Genomic DNA, 14,490 nt, shown 5'->3' with positions numbered 1-14,490 from the left:
CAGCATGGTGATGCTTCTTCCCAACTCTGTGGGAAGGCGTTGCCGACCAGCGCTAAATCGCTTCGGACGCTCACGATCGATGAAGGCCCTGCGGCAGCTCTCGTCACAGCGGGGCTCTGAGAATCTGATCGAGAACAAGATTTAGGCGCGGCGCTTCTGCGCGGACAGCAGAGCTTGCTGCCATCGCGCTCGCTCGTGCAAACCCACGAAGGCCGGACTCATTGCTCCGGTCGAGCCCGGCTTTGAGTTTGTCGTTGTCCGGCTGACCGTTCTCAGCTCACTGCTCGTGATTTTCGGCTCATCGATCCAACTGAGGAAAGTTGATCGAGGTCGCCGAGGGGTGACCAGCAGGTACCAAGTCGCGTTGTTCCCTACATTGTCCGGCGGGCCGGACCTCCAAAAACGCCAGCGCGCAACAGGTTTCTGATTTGAGATTTGAAGCGGCTCGGAGATAAACGTCCTGCCCGGTTCCATCGCGATGCATTCGCCATTGGCGGCCCAAAAAAGTTCGCACCGCTTCGAGCGCGAGTGCGCGCAATGATGGGCGAAAGATCCGGCGCCTGTGCAATCAGTGGGGATAAGCGCAAACAGTCCCCCGTTGCGTGGGCCTATTGGTCGGACTCGCTTACGGCAGACTTCTCGTTCAGTTAGGCAGATGACGCGGGTGCGTCAATATCCCGACTCCGCGTGGCGAAACCCAGCATAGGCGGCCCTCCTGCTCGCGCGGCAACGCAAATATTGGCCTCACGCCAGTGAGAGGCTGTGACAGTAATTTCGCGCCACCTACGGGAGGGAGTGGCGCAACAAGGTGTCAACCAATCCGCGGACCGGTATCGGTCTGCGCTGTCTGGTACGCCTGGGGACGTTTTTCGTCGTCCGCTATATATATTCGCCGCCCGCAGTTCGATGCGGCACAGCGGTATTTCTGCTTCCGGTAGCACATACGTCGGTGCGGCTCTCGACACACCCGCGCGTAGCGTGAGTATCAACTCCGATGATCTGTCGGCGACAACGAATGATCGATGTACGGTAATCATGCGACACATCCACCCACGCCTCATCCCATCGGGTTGGCGGCTCATCTGTGGCAGCAATCCAGACGCCGACCCAGACTGTCCTCGCAGCCGTCGAATGCGTGAGCACGCCTGCGGGATACAGACAATTCGATCTTTCAGGCCGGGCCGCACCTTTAAGCGATGGCTGCTCGGCTATGCATCGGCGACCGTATTCACGGCAGGACGATCGAGTGCCGGGACGTCCCGCAATCTTTGCCTTTGATGCCCAACCGCTAACCGATCGTCGAACTGTCTAGCCTCTAGACACTGACCGCTGGCCAATCGCTAGCCGTTGAACGCGCCCGTGGCAGCTTCGGCGTAGCTGTGTGAATTCTGGAAACCGTCCGCGCGTAGCCGCCGAACATGTCAGCTTCGGATGCCCCGTCGCGAAACGCGTGCCCAGAAGAGGCCAGATGGTTTTTCTGAACCGCAGCCACCGAACGGCCAAGCTCGAAGTGCTTCCCACCCAACCGCTGTCGCGTGTGTCTAGACTCTAGACACCCAATTCCGCCTCCGCCGAGTCGCTCCTCCGCCGACGCTAGGTTCAGGTGTCTATACTCTAGACACCTGCCTGCGCCTCTCCGCGAAACATATAAGTCCTGAACCATTCCCGTCCGATTATCGGCTCGACTGTCTCTAGCCAACAGACTGCTCCCCTTCGTCGAACGGAGGGCGTCCTCGATGCCCCTCGGCCCCGGCTCAAATGTGTGCGCCCCGGCCCTAGACGCATGCCGCTGCCCATCCGTCGCGATCGAGTTGACTTCAGGCGCGTCGCCAGACATTGGCGGGAGTCCCTAGAGTTCAGACTCCCGCCGTCATCCATCCCGACGACCGTGACCGCAGGCGCCGATTCATATTCTCCAGCCCTGCGTGTCTAGACTCTAGACACCCAACTCCGGACTTCTCGCTCCCCCCTCGCCTAGGCCACTCACCGCGCGCCCGTGACGGAGTGTCTAGAATCTAGACACCAAATACTCTCTCCCCAGCTCGCGACGCCACCACCAATAAAAAAGCCCGCATTAAGCGGGCTCTTTGCTAAACCAACAAACCAACTATCAATCCGTCGCCTTCGGTTGCAACTGGAACATCTGTCCAATCAACTGGCGAATCTGGATTTCCTGCGCTTCGGTAATCACACCTGTCTTTATCTTGATCGTGAAATTGCTGATGTCCTTCGTGATGCTGCCCGCCTGATCGCGTCCGGCGAAAAACTTTTCGATGCTGCGGCCGCTGGTACCGGTCGACGTCGTCTGCCGGGTGGCCAACGCGGTAATCGCCGCGGCCGCCTTTCCCTGATCCATCTCGCCCCTGACCAGCAACGGCCAGATTTCACGAGCAGCCTTAACGCCATCGTCCCCATGCTTCTTGATCGCCGCCGCGATTGCCTGCGCCGCCGTTCCGCCCAGCAGTCGAGGCTGAATATCCAGATCCTTCTTGATGAAATCCGGCAGATTCTCGAACGACAGGAACTGATACAGGCCTGCGCGTGACAAGCCCATCGCTTCGGCCAACCGCTTGCGATTCGGAAACTCCGTCTCCGAGCGGCGAATCGCGACACCAATCTCGTAGTCGGCCAGGTCGTCGCGGCTGATGTTTTCGACCATCGCGAGCACGGCCATGTCCGAGTCGGAGCAATCCGCAACCACTGCCTTGATCGTGTCGAGGCCCAGCATCTTGTGTGCGCGCCAGCGCCGCTCGCCCGCCACGATCTGATAGTCGTCGCCCGTCCGCCGAACCACGATCGGTTGCATCAACCCGACTTCGCGGATCGACTCCGCAAGTTCGGCGAGTTTGGCTTCGTTGAACACGCGACGCGGCTGCCACGGATTCGGCAAAATCCCGCCCACCGGCAGTTGCGACGCGACGCCGGTGGACTCAAGTTCCTGCACGCGAAGTTGCGCAACGGCCAGTGCGCCCGCGAGACCCGGAGCCGTCTGGGTGCGATTGCTGCGCTTCACCTCATCCTCATTGATGGACGAGGTTTTGCGAATGCCGGACGTCTTGGCCAGCAGCTGTTCTCGCATATTGCTCATTGCGCGTTCCTCCATTTTTCCGAATAAATCTCATCGATCCATCGACAGTAATCGACGAGAGGTTGCCGCACGCGTTGCAGCGATTTGGCCGCGCTGTGGTTGCTGCTGATATCGAACACGGTCGAGAACGCCAATGCGCCGGTGCTCATCACGGAGCTCGCCGGCACCTCGATCGAGTGCAGCCAGTTTTCGTACGCACTTTGCGCCCAGGCCCGCACGATCGGCGCGGACGAATTGCGCCCGTAATCGACCCGCGACAACACCAGCGAAACGAAGTCGTATCTCTTGTCCTTCTCGAATTTGATAAAGCTTTTCGACACGTCCGAGAACAGGCGCCAGAAAGACAGCGAACTGATGAAGTCGAGATTTTCCGGCACCATCGGCATCACCATCGCGTCGGCGGCCAACAGCGCATTCAGGTTCATATACGACAGCGACGGCGACGTATCCATCAGGATGTAGTCGTACTTTTTGCGCAGCGGCTCGAGGCCCTGGCGAAGCACAGTCCAGAAGCGGAAGCCCGGCCGCATTTTCTGCATGGCCGGCAGATGAAACTCGGCGCCGATCAATTCGGTATGCGCGGGAATCAGGTCGATGCCGTCCCAGTACGTCGACTGAATCCGGCCTTCAAGACCACCTTCGATGTCCTGGTCATAGACGTAGGGCAGTACCGTGTCTTCCGGCGTCACATCTTTTTCCGCGTACAGGCCGCACAATTCGGACAGCGATGCCTGCGGGTCGAGATCGACCACCAGCACTTTGCGGCCGCGCAGCGACAGTCCTTGCGCAAGACACATCGTGGTGGTCGTTTTGGCGGAGCCGCCTTTGAGCTGCGCGGTGATGATGATCTTGCCGTCCGGCTCCTTCAGACGCGTGACAAGCGGCGTCTGGTAGATGTCCGAAATCTTCTGCACCCAGATCCGCGCCTCTTCAAGCGTAAAGGTACGCGTGCGGCCGGTGCCCGCGGCCGTGCCCGATGGCAGTTCGCCGTCGCCTTTGGTCGCCAGGTACTGAACCTGCGAATGCGAGATGTTGCACATCTCCGCGATTTCGCCGGTTTTGAAAACGGGAGCCGTTTTTCTTGGACGCGGAGCCAGAATCGTCTCGCGAAGCTCATTCGTAAAAATGCTGACTTTTTCTGCGAACTGGCTGATCTGTTCAAAGTGAACGGTTCGGTCTACGGCAGGAAGTTGGCTCGTTCTGACCATTCTGAGGTTTTTCCGTGAAATTCTAGAAACCTCAGAATACAGGAAATACTTGAAAATAGCTTTTTAAATTACTGTTTTTATGCAGTTTTCTTGATCATTCTCACATTTTTCCGGGACCCGCGCGTCAAAACACATCGCTTCCAGCGCTCCATGAGCGCAGCCGCTCGCCCTGAACACGCACAAATGACCTCACCTTGCTTGCTCCGCGGGCCTTTCCAGTCGCCTCGCTGATCAAAAAATCAGCAACAGGTGAGGTCATTTGTGCACTTTCGCGGTTCCGCGACTCGCCCTTCAGACGGTCGCGCACAATCGACCTCACCTTCAAACCGTTCCGGTGACCCGAAACACCGTGATTACATCGCCTGGAGTCCTTCCCAACGTCAAACGCACAACGAACCTCACCTGGAAGATCCCTCCGCAAAGCTCCGAAGCCGCCATTTCCCAGGCCGGAAAAAGTACGTCAAGCGGTCAAAGCACAAGCAACCTCACCATCGCCTCAAAAACATCGCGATAGCGGAAACGACAATTGCACAATCAACCTCACCATGCTGCGTTGCGCCATTTTTTTTGTTTCTGCTCAGCTGGGTTGGTGGGTTGTTTTTTAAAAACGACAACGAACCAACAAACCTACAGAGAAAGGCAATCTCGCGTCGATTCAATTACTTAGGGTTTCCAAGGTGAGGTGCATTGTGTCAAGGGTGAGGTTGAATGTGTTCAAAGGTGCGGTTCGCTGTGCAGCAAGGTGAGGCTTTTTCCCCACCAAGGTGAGGCTCCATGTGCATCGGCGACGCGGGTATGGCAAAGGTGAGGTAGGTTGTGCGCCGCGCTCGCCGCAGCGGCGGGAGTGCCGTCGCATAAGGCTTCGCGGCTGCGCGCAGCGGTTTGACGGTGAGGTTGCTTGTGTATGACCGTGAGGTTTTGTGTGCGCAGCGGCGTTCGCGAAGTCGACCTTCGCCGCGCACCGGTCCGGCGTGCGCGATGGTGAGGTTCTGTGTGTTGACAGCTCACCAACACCTGCTTAGAGTCCCGGGAGCGAAAAAGTGGACGAAAACCATGGCAGCGGAGAATCCGGAAGAGAGCAAGTCCAAGGCGACCTCGCGTCAAATGGCGCTAGCGCTGTTCGAAGACATGTTCGACCAGGGATTGCGCATCAACGAGGCCAATCGCGAAATCGGCTATCAGCGCAACGACTTCTTCACCGAAATCGTCAACATGGGGCTGCCGGCGCGGCGCTTTCTCGATGCCGCGTACTTCATCGTCGCGCAGGAGCCCGAGCAGCGCGACCAGTACGACGTCGAGCTGAACTACTTCAAGTGGCTGATGCGTTACGACAGCCGCAATCTGAAGCATCTGCGCACGATCGCCGACGAAGCGCAGAACGCCAAGGTCCGCGTGACCAATACGCCGGCGGACCGCGACCCGACCGAAAACGACCTGTGGGTGCAGGTTCAGCTGATCGGTATGGTCGGCTTTCATCGCGGGCGGATGCGCTTCGACGTGCATCCGCGGCTCGTACCGCATATCCGCGACCCGCAGAAATCGCACTGGCTGAGTCTGCGTATTTCCACCGCCTTCACGCGCTCGCTCGCGCGCGCGATCTACGACAAGGTGCTGCCGCACGTACCCGCCGCGCGCACCGACTGGATCCAGCTCGAGGAGATGCGCAACTGGCCCGGCAAGATGGGCGCGAACGCGGCGATCTTCAAATATTTCAAGCGCGACTGGCTCGAACCGGCGGTGCGCGAGATCAACGAGGTGTCAGATATCGAGCTGTCGTATGAGACGCGCACCGCATCGACGACCTCGAAGAAGATCGACCGCATCCGCTTTCTGCTCAAACGCAAGGACACCGCCGACGCGGTGCTCGCGAGCCTCGCGGACGCGAGCCACCTGTACAAGATTCTCACCGACGAGTTCGGGCTGTCGACCAAGCAGTTCACCGAGATCTCGGAGAGCCGCGATATCTGGACCGACGAGCGCATCCAGCAGGCGGTCGAATACACGCGCTTCCGGATCAAGCGCGGCCAGGTCAAGAAGAGCCCGGCGGGCTATCTGATGCGAGCGCTGCGCGACAACTGGAAGATGTCCGACGCCGAGCGCACGATGGTCGACGTACAGGCCAAGCTGCTCGCCGACGAGGCGCAGGAGCAGGCGGTGCGGACCGAAACGCGCCAGAGCATCGCGCACAGTCACGCGACCCGCGAAGAAGAAGTGCGCGCGCGCATGAACGAAGATTCGCGCAAGGGCCGCGACTACTTCAGTGCGGCCGACGCGAAGACCCGCAAGGAGCTGATGCACGCGTGGACGACGTCGCGCGAAGGCAAGCTGATGCTGCGGCGGATGAAGCTCGAGGCGTCGACGGTGACGGAAGAGGCGATCTTCGCGAATACCGAGCTGGTCTGGTATCTGGGACAGTTCGTGTTCGGCCGGATGAACGCGGCGCGCGCGGCCGCGTGATGGTGCTGAGAGTGCTGAGAGTGCGAGGATCAGCGCGCTGAGAGTGCGGTGATAGGGCGGTCATAAGGGCGATCATAGGTCGTTGATACCGTGGCCCGCGCAGCCGGCCCTGCAAGCCGCTAGGGTGGCGAGCGGAAACACAAAGGGGTCTTGCATCGACGGCAACCACCGTCAGTGCAAGACCCCTCGATACTTCCGGCCCCCGTTCGGGCGCCTGCACCAAAACCAGAATGCCGTATTGTGTCTTCAGAACGACCCGAACAGCGTCCCCAGCACGATCACCACCACCAGCGCGAGCAGCGCGCCGAGAATCCCGACGATCACGATGTCCCGATAGCTCTCGCGATGCGTCGAGCCGCACACCGCGAGCAGCGTGACGACCGCGCCGTTGTGCGGCAGGCTGTCGAGCGTGCCCGACGAGATCACCGCGACCCGGTGCAGCAACGCCGGATCGATCCCGTACTGGCCGGCCAGTTGCAGATAGGTGCTGCCGAGCGCATCGAGCGCGATGGTCAGGCCGCCGGACGCGGAGCCGGTCAGCGCCGCGAGCAGGTTGGTGGCGACCGCCAGCGACACCAGCGGCCCGCCGCCGAGCCCGAGCACCCATTCGCGCACCAGTTCGAACGCGGGCAGCGCGGCGATCACCGCGCCATAGCCGACCAGACTGCCGACGCTCAGCACCGGCAGCACCGACGCGTTCGCGCCGGCATCGATGGTCGCGCGAAGCGCCGGCAAGCGGCGGCGATTGAGCAGGATCAGCACGACGATCGCGACGGTCAGCGCAACGCACACGCCCCATACACCGCCGACCGCCGCCAGCGAGGTCTCGCCCCAGCGCGGCTCGGCCAGATAATCGGCGTCGATGCGCGGCAGCACTAGCACGTTCATCACGAAGTTCAGCAGCACGACCAGCACCAGCGGCGTCATCGCGACGCCGAACGACGGCAGGTCCTCGCTGAGATGGCCGCGCGTCGCTTCTTCCGGATCGAAACTTTGCGACACGGTCGCGCGTTCGCGCACGAGCGCCGCGTCGGGCGTCGGTCTCGCGGCCGGTGCAGCGGCGACAGCAGCACCCGCGGCGGCCCCCGCGCCCGCGACGGCAACGCCGTCGAACCCTTCATTAGCCGCCTGCGCGCGCGATTGTTGCAAAGACAGCCACCACAGCCCGAACCCGATCATCACGATACTTGCGATCACGCCGAGCCCCGGCGCCGCGAACGGCGTCGTGCCGAAGAACGGCATCGGGATCGCGTTCTGGATCGCCGGCGTGCCGGGCAATGCGGACATCGTGAAGGTCGACGTGCCGAGCGCGATCGCGGCCGGCATCAGCCGGCGCGGAATATTGGCGGCCTGGAACAGCGCGGTGCCCATCGGCGCGATCACGAAGAACGCGACGAACAGGCTCACACCGCCATAGGTGACGAGCGCACCGCCGATCACGACCGCGAGGATCGCCCGATGCGCGCCGAGCTTTTCGGTCATATAGCCGGCGATCGCCTTGACGGAGCCGCTGTCTTCCATCAGCTTGCCGAACAGCGCGCCGAGCAGGAATAGCGGGAAGAACTGCGCGAGAAAGCGCGCGGCGCTGTTCATGAAGGTCTGGGTCCAATGCGCGAGAATCGGCTCGCCCGAAATCGCGGCGGCCAGCATCGCCGCGAACGGCGCGAGCAGCAGCACGGTCCAGCCGCGATACGCGAAACCGATCAGCAGCGCCAGACTCGCGAGCATGCCGAACAGACCGAGCCCGATCGCGAGCGGTGACAACGTAATGACGTCCATGGTCAGACTCCGTCGAGCAACGCGTCGAGATCGAGCGACGAACGCACGCCGATCGAATCGCCGTGCTCGGCGAGGAACGCTTCGGCCGCGCGCCGGCCCTCGTCGCGCAGCATGGTCAGGAAACTCCACTCGGCGTTCAGCTTCGACGAATAACCGAGTTCCTTCATCACCTCGCTCGAAATCCGGTGGATGCGCATTTGCGCCCAGTGACGGCCTTCGTCGCTGCCGGCGTCGGCCGCGCGGCGCAGCAGCGCGATCATCCGCAGCTCCTTGAGCAGCGGCGCGTTGAACGCGACTTCGTTCAGCCGGCTGATGATGTCGCGCGCGCTGCGCGGCGTCTCATCGCGCTCGACCGGGTTGACCTGGATCAGCAGCGTGTCGCTCGACGTGCATTCGCGCACCAGCGGCGTGATGGTCGGATTGCCCGCGTAGCCGCCGTCCCAGTAGTCCTCGCCGTCGATCTTCACCGCCTGGAACAGCGTCGGCAGACAGCCGGATGCGAGCAGCACCTCGGGCGTCAGATCGGCATTGCGGAACACCCGCGCCTGGCCGGTGCGCACGCGCGTCGCGGTGATGAACAGCTTGATCGGCGCATTGCGCAGGTGCTCGAAATCGATCGACTCCTGCAGGATCTTCTGCAGCGGATGCACGCCGCGCGGATTCAGGTCGTACGGCGAGAACATTCGCGCCGCGAGATCCATCGCGATGAAGAACGGCGAATAGTCGAGGGTCCAGCGGCCCATCATCACGTCGAACGGACTGCGCCGGAACGGGCTGTATACCGACGCTTCGAACACGCGTCGCCAGAACGCTTCGAGCGCGGCACGCGCGCCGGCGGCGCCGTCGCGTTGATAGCCGCTCACCATCACGGCCGCGTTCATCGCGCCGGCCGAGGTCCCCGAGATACCTTCGACTTGCAGCCACGGCTCTTCGAGCAAACGGTCGAGTACGCCCCAGGTGAATGCTCCGTGCGAGCCGCCGCCTTGCAGCGCGAGGTCGATGCGGGCGGATTCGCGGGGAGTGGACTGATTATTTGTTGCGGCCAAGACAACTCCGAAAGTGAGGAGTGCTCCGTTTCGAGCTGGCACCGAGAGATACGGCGGACAAAACAACGGCAGGCTGAATTACGGTTGAATTACGCGAGGTTCAAGCGCGCAATGAATGCGGCCCGCGTTGAATTGGTGCGGCGCCGCAACGCAACCTGGCTATTGGAAGTGTGCCGCGATTAAAAGTCAAGCGTATTCATTTTTCACCTTCGGCGTCACAACCGAGCACACGTTAATTGCAAGCTTATGTATCGGCGCGATGGACAGATACATTACGACATATTCGGACAGACGAACCAGGCTATAAAGCAGACATTGTCAAATCACGGAGTGCACGATGAGCGCCGCTGTACTGCAAGGGTCCTGTCACTGCGGGGCTGTTCGCTTCGAAGTCCAGACCGGAATCACGCCCGCCGGCCGCTGCAACTGCAGCCTGTGCCGCCGCAAGGGCGCATTGATGACGCCGCTCTTTCCGGCCGAGCAACTGAAGATTCTGAGCGGCGAAGACGCGCTGACGCTGTACCAGTTCAACACGAAGGTCGCGAAGCACTATTTCTGCAAGCATTGCGGCATCTACCCGTTTCATCAGACCCGCAGGGACCCGGGGCAATGGCGCGTCAACATCGGTTGCCTCGACGGCGTCGACCCGTATGCGCTCGCAGCCAACGTGGCCGACGGCGCGAGTCTGTCGGTGCTGGAGGACGCATGAGACGCCTGCTCGCCATCGCGGCGCTGATCGCCGGCGGTCTCGCGGCCGAACTCGCGCAACCGTTCCAGTGCAACCTGCTCCAGCCGGGTGCCGTGCAACCGAAACGCCGCAACAGATAAACCGTCAATGGAATCCACCGACCACGTATTGATCGTCGACGACGATCGCGGCATTCGCGAACTGCTTGCCGGCTATCTGGAGAAGAACGGCATCCGCGTGTCGCTCGCGGCCAACGGCCGGATGATGCGCGCCGCGCTCGAAAACGGCGCGCCGGACCTGATCGTGCTCGACCTGATGCTGCCCGGCGAAGACGGCCTCGAACTATGCCGCGAGTTGCGCTCCGGCAAATTCCGCACGGTGCCGGTGTTGATGCTGACCGCGCGCAACGAGGAAGCCGACCGGATCGTCGGCCTCGAAATGGGCGCCGACGACTACCTGACCAAACCGTTCGCGGCGCGCGAATTGCTCGCGCGGATTCGCTCGGTGCTTCGCCGCGCGCGTATGCTGCCGCCCGGCATGCAGGTGAGCGAGTCGGCGCAGATGCTGTGCTTCGGCGACTGGCGTCTGGACACGACCGCGCGCCATCTGCTCGACGCGGACGGCACGATGGTCGCGCTCAGCGGTGCCGAGTACCGGCTGCTGCGGGTGTTTCTCGATCATCCGCAGCGGGTGCTGACGCGCGACCAGTTGCTCAACCTGACCCAGGGCCGCCAGGCCGACCCGTTCGACCGTTCGATCGATCTGATGGTGAGCCGGCTGCGTCAGCGGCTGCGCGACGGCGCGCGCGAGCCGCGCTACATCAAGACACTGCGCAGCGAGGGCTATGTGTTTTCCGCCGCGGTGAGCTCGCTCGCGGAGCCGCGATGAGCGCGCTGCCGTTGCCGCAACGCGCGCGCGGCTGGCGCTGGCCGCACTGGCCGCGCACGCTGTTCGCGCGGCTCGCGCTGATCCTGTTCGTCGGGCTCGCGCTCGCGCAGACGCTGTCGTTCTGGCTGACCATGACCGAGCGCGACCAGACGATGACCAATGTGATGATGGGTTATATCGAGCGCGAGGTCGCGAGTTCGGTCGCGCTGCTCGACCATCTGCCGCCCGACGAGCGCGCGCAGTGGCTGCCGCGGCTCGCGCGGCGCAGCTACGAATTCATGCTCGGCCCCGGGGTGCCCGGCGCGCCGGTCGATGCGAGTCTGTCGGCCCGGGTCGCGCAGTCGATCGGCGACGGCATCGGCACGCGCTATCCGTTGACGGTCAACGCGGTGCCCGGCGAGCGCGAGCGCCTGCAGGTGCATCTGCGCCTAACCGACGGCACGCCGCTGACGATCGATCTGCGGCCGATGTCCGGCGCGCCGCTGTCGCGTTGGCTGCCGCTCGTGCTGACGCTACAATTGGTCGTGCTGGCCGCCTGCTGCTGGCTCGCGGTGCGGCTCGCAACCCGGCCGCTGCACCAACTGGCGCTGGCGGCCGACACGCTCGGCCCCGACCTGAAAGCCGCGCGCCTACCCGAGAGCGGGCCGTCCGAAGTGGCGCGCGCCGCGCGCGCGTTCAACGCGATGCAGGACCGGATCGCGACCTACATGACCGAGCGCATGCAGATACTCGCGGCGATCTCGCACGATCTGCAAACGCCGATCACCCGCATGCGGCTGCGCGTCGACACGATGGACAGTGAAGCGGAGGCCGCGAAGCTGCGCCAGGACCTGCACGAGATGGAGGCGCTCGTGAAAGAGGGCGTCACCTACGCGCGCACGATGCACGGCACCGCCGAGGTGCCGCTGCGGATCGACCCCGACGCGCTGTTCGACAGCCTCGTGTGCGACTACGTCGATGCGGGGCAGGACGTGACACTGCAGGGGCGTTTCGGCCAGTCGCTGACCGTGCGGCCGCAGGCGTTGCGGCGCATCGTCGGCAATCTGGTCGATAACGCGCTGAAGTACGGCGGGGCCGCGCAGATCGAGATCGGCGCGTTGCACGACGGCGAGGCGACCGTAGCGGTGCTCGATCGCGGCCCGGGGATTCCGGCCGAAGCATTGGAGACGGTGTTCGAGCCGTTCTACCGGCTGGAGGGTTCGCGCAACCGGCAGACCGGCGGCACCGGGCTGGGACTTGCGATCGCACGGCAACTCGCGCTCGCGATGGATGCGACGCTGACGCTGCATAATCGCGCGGGCGGCGGACTCGAAGCGCGCCTGAGATTGAGAAAATTGCTTTAAATATAAATGGCGTATCACAATACCGGAGCATGTATTGACAATCTCGCCGTATTCGCGTTTTTGTTCGATACGACAATAGCATTGTCAAATTACGGTCGCAATTGATGCCAATTGCGGCTCTCTTAAAACTACGCATGCCGCTCAATTGCGCTTGCCGAATCACCGCGTAACGCTCTTTGCGCGGTCCGTCCACTTCGCGGGTGCGTGCGGTTTCTGCTCCGCCCGCGCAATCTCGCCATCATGCCGCCGCGTCGAGCCGTTGCTCCGACGAATTGTCTTATTGCCGCGTTGCGATTATGCGCGGCGATCGCGCGCGCATTCATCAAAGGCTCGACACCCAGCGCCATCCAGGGTATGCGTGAGCGAATCAAACGGCACGCATCGAAAGAACTGCAATTTAACCTGCCATTCAATTGACAAACGCCAACGGACACCCCATTCTTTTCACGTCTTGGCTGGCAGAGTAGTGCGGCTGATCGGAACTCGATTGGTCGAGAGACACGTTTCGTTCGTATCTGATTACAAACCGTAGTTAAAAAGGTAACGAAGAGGAATTCGAATGGCGTCTACTCCACAGAAAATGTCAAAGATGCAGCTCACCGGGATGGTGGTGGGCGGCATGGTCGGCGCCGGGATCTTCTCCCTGCCGCGGACCTTCGCGAATGCCACCGGGCCCATAGGCGCCATCATTGCGTGGCTGATCGCCGGTACCGGCATGTATATGCTGGCGCGGGTGTTCCAGTCGCTGGCCGAACGAAAACCCGATCTGGACGCCGGCGTGTTCGCGTATGCGAAAGCGGGCTTCGGCGATTATCCGGGCTTTCTTTCCGCCTTCGGCTACTGGATCGGTAGCTGTATCGGCAACGTCTCCTACTGGGTGCTAATCAAGTCGACGCTCGGCGCGTTTTTCCCGGTGTTCGGCGACGGCAACACGTTGGTCGCGATCATCGTCGCATCAATCGGCATCTGGCTGTTCCACTTCATGATCCTGAAGGGCGTGCAACAGGCGGCCTTCATCAACAGTATCGTCACGGTCGCCAAAGTCATTCCGATCGTGGTGTTCATCGTGATCCTGATCTTCGGCTTCAGGATGGACCTGTTCCAGGCCAATCTGTACGGCGGCGGTCTCGAAGGCGGCATCGTCGAACAGGTGCGCGCGACGATGCTGGTCACCGTGTTCGTCTTCATCGGTATCGAAGGGGCGAGCGTCTACTCCCGCTATGCGCGCGAGCGCTCCGATGTCGGCCAGGCCACGATCCTCGGCTTCATCGTCGTCACGACGCTGATGGTGCTGGTGACGATGCTCCCGTACGCGGTGCTCGCGCGTGCCGACGTCGCCGGGATGCGGCAGCCGTCGATGGCCGCGGTGCTCGAATCGGTGGTCGGTCACTGGGGCGCGGTGTTCGTCAGCGTGGGTCTGCTGGTGTCGGTGCTGGGCGCCTATCTCGCGTGGTCGCTGATCTGCGCGGAAGTGCTGTTCACCGCGGCCAAGACCAAAGACATGCCGGCGGTGTTCGCGAAGGAAAATGCCAACAAGGTGCCGGCCAACGCGCTGTGGCTGACCAACATCGTCGTGCAGCTGCTGGTCATCAGCACGTACTTCTCGCGCGACGCGTTCGCGCTGATGCTCAATCTGACCAGTGCGATGTCGCTGATACCGTATCTGTTCGTGGCCGCATACGGGTTCATGCTTTCGAATCGCGGCGAGAGTTACGACGTGCGCCCCGAGGAACGCCGGCGCGATCTGATCATGGCGGCTGTCGCGGTAATTTATACGGTGTTCATGATCTGGGCGGGCGGCCTCAAATTCATTCTGCTGTCCGCGGTGTTGTATGCGCCCGGCACCGCACTTTACGTGTGGGCGCGGCGCGAACAGAACAAGAGCGTCTTCAAGGGCTCGGACTGGATTATCTTTATCGCCGCCGCGATCGGCGCGATCATCGGTGTTTACGGACTTGCGACCGGCAGAATCGCACTCTGAAGGATTCCATTG

Annotated in this window: 10 protein-coding genes; 6 read left to right on the top strand and 4 right to left on the bottom strand. The window is 62.1% G+C overall.

The genetic code is table 11. The features are described from left to right. Nucleotides 1-2,110 precede the first annotated feature (2,110 nt). Nucleotides 2,111-3,088, bottom strand: coding sequence for a ParB/RepB/Spo0J family partition protein (locus LJ656_RS24055; protein ID WP_230512129.1), 978 nt, complete (start codon nt 3,086-3,088; stop codon nt 2,111-2,113). Then, nucleotides 3,085-4,296 (bottom strand): ParA family protein, encoded by a 1,212-nt coding sequence (locus tag LJ656_RS24050; protein ID WP_230512019.1) that lies wholly within the window; start codon nt 4,294-4,296, stop codon nt 3,085-3,087. The genes LJ656_RS24055 and LJ656_RS24050 overlap by 4 nt, the downstream gene beginning before the upstream one ends. Before the next feature lie 1,053 nt (nt 4,297-5,349). On the opposite strand from LJ656_RS24050, the gene LJ656_RS24045 reads away from it, so the two are divergent. Next, nucleotides 5,350-6,753, top strand: coding sequence for a replication initiation protein (locus tag LJ656_RS24045; RefSeq protein WP_230512018.1), 1,404 nt, complete (start codon nt 5,350-5,352; stop codon nt 6,751-6,753). 246 nt (nt 6,754-6,999) lie between these two features. On the opposite strand, the gene LJ656_RS24040 is transcribed toward LJ656_RS24045, so the two are convergent. Further along, nucleotides 7,000-8,532 carry a GntP family permease gene (locus LJ656_RS24040; protein WP_230512017.1) on the bottom strand — a complete coding sequence of 511 codons (1,533 nt, stop codon included), beginning with the start codon at nt 8,530-8,532 and terminating at the stop codon, nt 7,000-7,002. A gap of 2 nt (nt 8,533-8,534) precedes the next feature. Further along, a complete protein-coding gene (locus tag LJ656_RS24035; RefSeq protein ID WP_230512128.1) occupies nt 8,535-9,521 on the bottom strand; it encodes a patatin-like phospholipase family protein in 987 nt (328 codons plus the stop codon). Nucleotides 9,522-9,915: 394 nt separating this feature from the next. On the opposite strand from LJ656_RS24035, the gene LJ656_RS24030 reads away from it, so the two are divergent. The 5 genes from LJ656_RS24030 (at nt 9,916) to LJ656_RS24015 (ending at nt 14,478) form a co-directional block, all read left to right on the top strand. Beyond that, nucleotides 9,916-10,287 carry a GFA family protein gene (locus LJ656_RS24030; RefSeq protein ID WP_230512016.1) on the top strand — a complete coding sequence of 124 codons (372 nt, stop codon included), beginning with the start codon at nt 9,916-9,918 and terminating at the stop codon, nt 10,285-10,287. Further along, a complete protein-coding gene (locus LJ656_RS34905) occupies nt 10,284-10,406 on the top strand; it encodes a hypothetical protein (RefSeq protein ID WP_268998760.1) in 123 nt (40 codons plus the stop codon). The genes LJ656_RS24030 and LJ656_RS34905 overlap by 4 nt, the downstream gene beginning before the upstream one ends. A gap of 7 nt (nt 10,407-10,413) precedes the next feature. Next, on the top strand, nt 10,414-11,154 hold the full coding sequence (locus LJ656_RS24025; RefSeq protein WP_230512015.1) for a response regulator: 741 nt from the start codon (nt 10,414-10,416) through the stop codon (nt 11,152-11,154). After that, nucleotides 11,151-12,497: an ATP-binding protein gene (locus LJ656_RS24020; protein ID WP_230512014.1), complete on the top strand. Its 1,347-nt coding sequence runs from the start codon at nt 11,151-11,153 to the stop codon at nt 12,495-12,497. The genes LJ656_RS24025 and LJ656_RS24020 overlap by 4 nt, the downstream gene beginning before the upstream one ends. 559 nt (nt 12,498-13,056) lie before the next feature. After that, nucleotides 13,057-14,478 (top strand): basic amino acid/polyamine antiporter, encoded by a 1,422-nt coding sequence (locus tag LJ656_RS24015; RefSeq protein WP_230512013.1) that lies wholly within the window; start codon nt 13,057-13,059, stop codon nt 14,476-14,478. The last annotated feature ends 12 nt before the right edge of the window (nt 14,479-14,490 follow it).

This window comes from Paraburkholderia sejongensis, from assembly GCF_020880815.1.
In the GTDB taxonomy this organism is placed as follows: Bacteria; Pseudomonadota; Gammaproteobacteria; order Burkholderiales; family Burkholderiaceae; genus Paraburkholderia; species Paraburkholderia sejongensis.
The sequence above is the reverse complement of the archived record's forward strand: the minus strand, read 5'-3'. Positions and strand labels throughout refer to the sequence as shown.